This is a genomic window from Sphingobium sp. Ant17, assembly GCF_000588875.1.
In the GTDB taxonomy this organism is placed as follows: domain Bacteria; phylum Pseudomonadota; class Alphaproteobacteria; order Sphingomonadales; family Sphingomonadaceae; genus Sphingobium.
In genome coordinates, this window is record NZ_JEMV01000122.1 from 1 (window position 1) to 5,066 (window position 5,066).

The following is a 5,066-nucleotide window of genomic DNA, read 5'->3' on the forward strand; positions in this document are numbered from 1 at the left end:
CGGACCTCGCCGGACGCGCCAGCGTGCAGGTGGTGGAGGCTGATGCCGTCGTGCGCGACCAACTCGCCGCCCGCACGCTCCAGGCGCTGCGCCAGGCCAGCGAAGTTGGCGCTGCGACCCCGGTCGATCCCGCCGCGCTTGCCGACCAGTTGCGGCCCTGGCTGGGCGAGGATGCGGCCAGTGCCGATCTGCCGGTGCCCGCGCTGATCGACGTTACCCTGACCCCTGGCGCGACGGAGGCGAAGGTCGATCGGTTGCGTCGCCTGCTCGGCACCCTCTCGCCCAGCCTGCGGATCGAGCCCCATGCCGCGTTCCTGTTGCCGCTCGCCGGACTGCTGACGGCGCTTGGCTGGCTGGCGGTCGGCGTCGTCGTGCTGATGACGGTCGCAACCGGTGCCGTGGTCGTGCTGGCGGCGCGCGGCGCGCATGACAGCCATCGCGGGACGATCGACGTGCTGCACCTGATGGGATCGACCGATGTGCAGATTGCCCGGCTGTTCCAATGGCGCATCGGCCTCGACGCGCTGCTCGGTGGGGTGCTGGGCTTTGCTTTCGCGGTCGTCGTGCTTCTGCTGATCGGCCTGCGGCTCAGCGCCACCGGCTCCGATCTGCTGGGGGCCGTTACCCTCCACGGGACCGACTGGGCGCTGCTGGCGCTGCTGCCGGTGGCGGGCGTCCTCCTCGCCGTCCTCACCGCCCGCTGGACGGTGCTGCGCGCGCTGGGCCGCGCGCTGTGATCGTCCGCTTGTTCGCCGTCAGCCTGTTGGGGTGGATGCTGGGCTTCATCTGGTTCGCGGTCCTGCTGCCCCAACCGCTCGACAGCCGCCCGACCGACGCCATCGTCGTGCTGACCGGCGGGGCGGGGCGGATCGACCGGGGCATCGCCTTGTTGCAGGCCAAGACCGCCAAGCGGATGCTGATTTCCGGCGTCGACCGCTCCGTGCGGCCGGGCGAACTGGCCGCCGAATATGATACGTCCGTTTCGCTGTTCACCTGCTGCATCACGCTCGGCCGCGAAGCGATCGACACACGGTCCAACGCGATCGAGACCGCCCGCTGGCTGGAACGGCGGGACTATAAGACGGTGCGCCTCATCACCACCGACTGGCATATGCGCCGCGCCGCGCTGGAGTTGCGGCAGGCGTTGCCCGAGCGGGTCGCGATCGTCTATGACGCGGTGCCCAGCCGCCCCAGCCTGACGATATTGGTGCGCGAATATAATAAATATCTGCTGCGGCGCGGGGCCGCGCTGCTTGGTATCTGACAAAGGCGCAATCTGCTCATGCTTACCGCGATCCGTTCGCTCGTCTTCACGCTGATCTTTTACCCTGGCAGCCTGTTGTTCGTATTGGCCGCGCTGTTGTTCGGGTTCAGCGAGGAGGCGGTGCTGCGGATCGGGACGGGGTGGAGCCGGTTCCATCGCCTGTGCGCGCATTGGCTGCTGGGGCAGAAGGTCAAGGTCGTCGGCGACCTGCCGCTTGGTCCCTATCTCTATATCGTCAAGCATGAATCCATGTTCGAAACGATCGACATGCTCTGCCTGTTCGATCGTCCGGCCGTCGTCGCCAAGCGGGAATTGCTCGACATTCCGCTCTGGGGCCGCGTCGCCCAGCGCTATGGCCTCATCCCCATCGAGCGCAGCGGCGGAGCGAGCGCCATGCGGGTGCTGCGCGCCGCCGCACGCGAGGCCAATGCGCAGGGGCGGGCGGTGTGCGTCTTCCCCGAAGGCACCCGCGTCCCCCATGGCGAAGCGCCACCGCTCAAGGCCGGTTTTGCGGGCCTCTACGTCCTGCTCGGCCTGCCCGTCGTGCCGATTGCGATCGACAGCGGCCGAGTGTCGCCGCGCGGCAAATTCCTCAAACGATCGGGCACCATCACCTATAAGGTGGGGGAGATCGTCCCGACCGGCCTCGACCGGCGGGAGGCCGAAACCCGTGTCCATGCCGCGATCAACGCGCTGAACCCGCCATCCGCCTTGCGTCAGTGAGCGCGGCCGAAATCCGGCTTGGCGTCATCCTGCCCCTGTTCGATGATCGAGCGGCGAATATCGCGGGTGTGGGTGAACAGGTTGAACAGCGCGTCGCCGTCATTCCAGCGGATCGCCCGTTGCAGCGCGGATAGATCCTCCGAAAAACGCTGCAGCATTTCCAGCACCGCATCCTTGTTCGCCAGGAACACGTCACGCCACATGGTCGGGTCGGACGCCGCGATCCGGGTGAAGTCGCGAAAACCGCCGGCCGAATATTTGATCACTTCGGACTGGGTGACATTTTCGAGGTCACTGGCGGTGCCGACGATGGTGTAGGCGATAAGGTGCGGCAAATGGCTGGTCACCGCCAGCACCAGGTCATGATGCGCCGGGTCCATCAATTCGACATCCGCACCGACCCGCCGCCACAATTCGGCGACGCGCTCGACCGCGGCCGGATCGGCATCGGCGGGGGGCGTGACGATGCACCAGCGGCCCTTGAACAGCGTGGCGAAGCCGCTTCCGGCCCGCTATTTTCGGTCCCCGCGACAGGATGGGCCGGGATGATCGTCCGCCCCGGCAGCGCGGCGGCGAGTTGCGCCAGCACGTCGGCCTTGCACGACCCCACATCGCTGACGATCGCATCGGCGGGCAGATCGTCGGCGATCTCGGCGGCCGCCGCGCCCATCGCGCGGACGGGCACGCACAAGATGACCAGATCCGCGTCGGTCACCGACGCGCCCGCCGTGTCGGTGACATCGTCGCACAGGTCGATCCGCCGCGCGGTGTCGCGCACCTGCGGGTCGGCGTCATGGCCCGTCACCCGCACGGTGGGCATGTTCGCCCGGATCGCGCGGGCGAGCGAGGAGCCGATCAGCCCCAGGCCGATGATGGTGACGCGAGCGAAGGGCAGCATCCTATCAGGCCGCTTCCGCCATGGCGCGCAGCTTGGCGGCGACGGCACGGGTCTGCGCCTTGGTGCCGATGGTGATGCGCAGGCCGTTGGGCAGCCCCTGGCCGGGCAGCCAGCGGGTGGCATAGCCTTCGTCCCACAGGCCTTTCATCGCGGCTTCGGCGGTCAGCTTGCCGTCGAACAGGATCAGCAGGAAATTGGTCTTGCTCGGCACGACGCGCAGGCCATGGTTGGACAGCGCACCGACTTCGCCCGCCAGCCATTCGCGCCAGCGCGCATTGTGCGTGCGGCTCGATTCGACCCAGGCGCTGTCATTGATCGCGGCGACGGCGGCGGCCTGGCCTGCGGTCGTCACGTTGAAGGGCGCACGGATGCGGTGGAGGATGTCGATCACTGTGGGGCTGGCATAGCCCCAGCCGATCCGCTCGGCCGCCAGACCATAGATTTTCGAAAAGGTACGCGTGACCAATATGTTGGTCGCGCTCTTCGCCAGCTCCAGGCCGCCATCATCCTCGCCCGCGTCGAGATATTCGGCATAGGCCTGATCCAGCACGAAAAGGATGTCGGGGCGCAGGCCCGCATGCAGCCGGGCAATCTCTTCGCGGCTGGTCATCGTGCCGGTCGGGTTGTTGGGATTGGCGAGGAACACGACCTTGGTCTTGTCCGTCACGGCGGCCAGCAGCGCGTCGACGTCGGTCGCATAATCTTTGTCGGGCGCTACGACCGGGGTCGCGCCAACCCGGCGGGCGGCGATGTCGTAAACCGAAAAGCCATAGCGCACATAGAGGACTTCATCGCCCGGACCGGCATAGGCGGAGGCGGCGATGTGCAGCAGTTCGTCGGAGCCTGTGCCGTAGATCACCTGCGCCGGGTCCAGCCCATGCACCGCGCCGATCGCCTCGCGCAGCTTTTCCGCGCCGGGGTCGGGATAGGTGGCAAGGTCAGCGGTGGCGGCGACCAGCGCCGCGCGCGCCGCCGCGCTTGTGCCGAGCGGATTTTCATTGGCCGACAGTTTGATCAGCGGGCGGCCATCATCGGTGGCGGATTTGCCGGGGATATAGGGCGAAATGCCCAGGATCCAGTCTTTGGGAGCGGGATATGTCATGGCACCGCGCTTTAACGCCTTCCGCGCCAAAGGCAAAGCGGCAGAGCGAGCGGGGGTTTGGCGGGCGTTCAGGGTCACAGGATGAAATTCACACCGTTGCAGGATGTATTTTCGGGGCGGATTCGCGTGAATGGTAACGGGGAAGTCACTATGATGTACCCGCGACGCGCCAGTGGCGCGACAGCGACGCACCACGAACGCGACAGCGACGCGACGGGTGCGCGGCGTGAGAGGCGGAGAAGGGCGTCGGCAGTGGACGGCGGACTGGCGCATTACCGAGGATAGACCAGAGAAAATCCTACATTGGAAGTGGGGAGGATGCTGCCATTTGCACTGTTGCGCAAAGCCCAACCTCACCCCCCTCCCGCAAGCGAGACTTGCTCAGCCGCAGGCGAGGTTAGTCGCGGCGGGGTCGATTTTTCGCGTATCTGCTAATGACCATATACGGTCGCGCATTGGACGCATATGCTGCAACAATGAAGCGGTTCGGCACAGTCTTGTATCTCTTGGCGCTGACAGATTGCGGTTCATTGGAACGCCAAAAGCGTTCGTACTTCATGGACAAAATTGAAGCGACCGCCAAACTCCCCAAAGGATGGGAAGGCATATCTAATTATCACAGATACTATGCGTACAGTCCGTCCGAGAATGGCCAGAAGTCGGTTGAGGCGCAATTCGTCCTCAATGAGCGACCTGGGCGTGAATGGGTGGAATACGAAGATCTCCCCATAGGGATAGACGCAGGATGCACCGTTATATCCGTGACATTCGATGTAGCCAGTGATCGCGTTGCGTCAGCATTATGCAACGGCACCCCGTAAGCCACCTGACTGCTCAACGCCTTTTGCCGTTATGCCGGCTTTCGGGGGTGACAGCGTTTAAGGGGGAACGTTTGCTGCTTGACCTCGTAATGCCCGCGCTATCGAGGGCGTCTCTATTGCATCGTGCGTGGTTGGGTTGGGAGATGGGTTCCCCGCCTTCGCGGGAATGACGGGGGAATGTTAGGCCACTGCTGGCTTACACCACCGGCGTGACCAGTACCTTACCCGCAAAATACGCGTCAAGATTAGCCAGCACCA

General features: G+C 65.3%; 4 protein-coding genes and 1 pseudogene. 3 read left to right on the top strand and 2 right to left on the bottom strand.

Annotated features, from left to right (window positions below):
• From BF95_RS24305 to BF95_RS24315, 3 genes are all read left to right on the top strand, one after another.
• Window positions 1–737 (top strand): cell division protein FtsX (locus BF95_RS24305; protein WP_043155316.1); only part of this gene is annotated, 737 nt, incomplete at its 5' end.
• Window positions 734–1,264: a YdcF family protein gene (locus tag BF95_RS24310; RefSeq protein WP_043155319.1), complete on the top strand. Its 531-nt coding sequence runs from the start codon at window positions 734–736 to the stop codon at window positions 1,262–1,264. The genes BF95_RS24305 and BF95_RS24310, both read left to right, overlap by 4 nt.
• Window positions 1,265–1,282: 18 nt before the next feature.
• The gene (locus BF95_RS24315; protein WP_043155320.1) at window positions 1,283–1,987 is read left to right on the top strand and encodes a lysophospholipid acyltransferase family protein; all 705 of its coding nucleotides are present in this window, start codon (window positions 1,283–1,285) and stop codon (window positions 1,985–1,987) included.
• Here the strand turns inward: BF95_RS24315 and BF95_RS24320 are convergent.
• Together BF95_RS24320 and hisC are read right to left on the bottom strand one after the other, a co-directional pair.
• A pseudogene (locus BF95_RS24320) lies at window positions 1,981–2,885 on the bottom strand (prephenate/arogenate dehydrogenase family protein). The gene BF95_RS24315 and the pseudogene BF95_RS24320 overlap by 7 nt on opposite strands.
• Before the next feature lie 4 nt (window positions 2,886–2,889).
• Window positions 2,890–3,987, bottom strand: a complete 1,098-nt coding sequence (hisC, locus tag BF95_RS24325) for a histidinol-phosphate transaminase (protein ID WP_043155321.1) — start codon at window positions 3,985–3,987, stop codon at window positions 2,890–2,892.
• Between the last annotated feature and the right edge of the window lie 1,079 nt (window positions 3,988–5,066).

What these genes read in the sequence shown, in the direction of transcription:
- BF95_RS24315 (WP_043155320.1), top strand. Translation starts at nt 1,283, where the DNA reads ATGCTTACCGCGATCCGTTCGCTCGTCTTCACGCTGATCTTTTACCCT.
- hisC (WP_043155321.1), bottom strand. Translation starts at nt 3,987, where the DNA reads ATGACATATCCCGCTCCCAAAGACTGGATCCTGGGCATTTCGCCCTAT.